The sequence below is a fragment of the Acinetobacter sp. UBA6720 genome, assembly GCF_002454215.1.
Lineage (GTDB): Bacteria > Pseudomonadota > Gammaproteobacteria > Pseudomonadales > Moraxellaceae > Acinetobacter.
This window is the reverse complement of the sequence record NZ_DKIK01000175.1, coordinates 3,145-4,846: the sequence shown is the minus strand read 5'-3', so window position 1 is coordinate 4,846 and position 1,702 is coordinate 3,145. Positions and strand designations below refer to the sequence as shown.

General features: G+C 41.3%; 1 protein-coding gene. It reads left to right on the top strand.

The window, feature by feature from the left end; all coding sequences use genetic code 11:
- On the top strand, nt 1-1,667 hold a 1,667-nt coding region (locus B4F08_RS14655; RefSeq protein ID WP_291375024.1), incomplete at its 5' end, for a carboxyltransferase domain-containing protein.
- Nucleotides 1,668-1,702 lie beyond the last annotated feature (35 nt).

Sequence of the window (1,702 nt, the reverse complement as noted above, 5' to 3'; positions counted from 1 at the left end):
AACATTCCTTCGAAGTACATTTCAATTCAAGCCGTACAGGAATTCGCTTGATCGGACCAAAGCCAGAATGGGCGCGTGAAGATGGTGGTGAAGCAGGTTTACATCCTTCCAATATTCATGACAATGCCTATGCGATTCGAGCAATCGACTTTACTGGAGACATGCCAATCATTTTAGGTCCTGATGGTCCGAGTCTTGGTGGTTTTGTTTGCCCAGCGGTCGTTGTTCATTCTGAACTTTGGAAATTAGGTCAATTAAAAGCAGGAGACAAAGTCAAATTTGTTCCTATTCGATATGAACAAGCAGCCGAATTAAATCAAACCTATCATCATATGCTTAGTACTGAGCATCTTAATGATGTGCAATTTGGTCAAAGCTTTTATGCTGAGTTTGATAGCTTAAATGATGCTGTATTAGATCGTTTAGATGGTCAAGATCATACTCCAAATGTAGTGTATCGCCCCGCTGGTAATAACTACATGTTGGTTGAGTATGGTGAATTGGTTTTAGACCTGAATTTGAGATTCCGCATACATGCATTAATGCAGTGGGTTAAAGATCAAAACATCATAGGTATCATTGATCTAACACCGGGAATACGTTCACTTCAAATTCATTATGACTCACTCAAACTGGATCAACAGAATTTATTGAACCTACTCAAACAAGCAGAAACAGAATTGCCTGATGTGACTGAAATGCAAGTTCCTTCACGTACTGTCTATTTACCTTTGGCTTGGGAAGATTCACAAACGCAGTTGGCAACTGATCGTTATATGCAAACGGTGCGTCCTGATGCACCGTGGTGTCCAGACAATATCGAATTTATCCGTCGCATTAACGGTCTAAAAGATAAGCAAGCCGTAAAAGACGTGGTATATAACGCAAATTATTTGGTGATGGGCTTAGGTGATGTATATCTAGGTGCACCAGTTGCAACACCGCTTGATCCACGTCAACGACTCGTAACGACTAAATATAATCCTGCACGAACTTGGACACCTGAAAATGCTGTTGGAATCGGCGGTGCTTATATGTGTGTCTATGGAATGGAAGGACCGGGTGGCTATCAATTTGTGGGTAGAACGACTCAAATGTGGTCTCGCTATCGTAGAAATGCAGACTTTGAGCAAGGTAAACCGTGGTTATTGCGCTTCTTTGATCAGATTAAATTCTATGAAGTTTCTGAAACAGAACTCATGCAGATGCGTGAGGATTTTAAGGCAGGACGACTCAAACTCAGAATTGAGGAAGGTGTTTTAAACCTCAAAGAATATAATCAATTCTTATCAGACAATGCTGAAACCATTTCAAGTTTTAAAGCAACTCAACAAGCTAACTTTGATGCTGAACGTCGTCGTTGGCATGAGGCAGGTCTTGCAGAATATTTCTCAGAGAGTTTGGATGCTGTTGATGAGGGTGAAACCGTCATCATTCCTGATGGTGGTTGTGCAGTTGAATCACATATGCCGGGTTCGATTTGGAAAATTGAATGTCAATCTGGCGATATTGTCGAGGAAGGAGCAACGCTAGCAGTCATTGAAGCCATGAAAATTGAAATCCCGATTGTTGCGCCCGAACGCATGAAAGTTGAAAGCATTACGATCGAAAAAGGACAAACTGTTAAAACAGGGCAGGTGTTATTTACACTAGCGCCAGTGGCTTAATGAGATTGAAATAAAAAAGACCGCTTAAGCGGTCT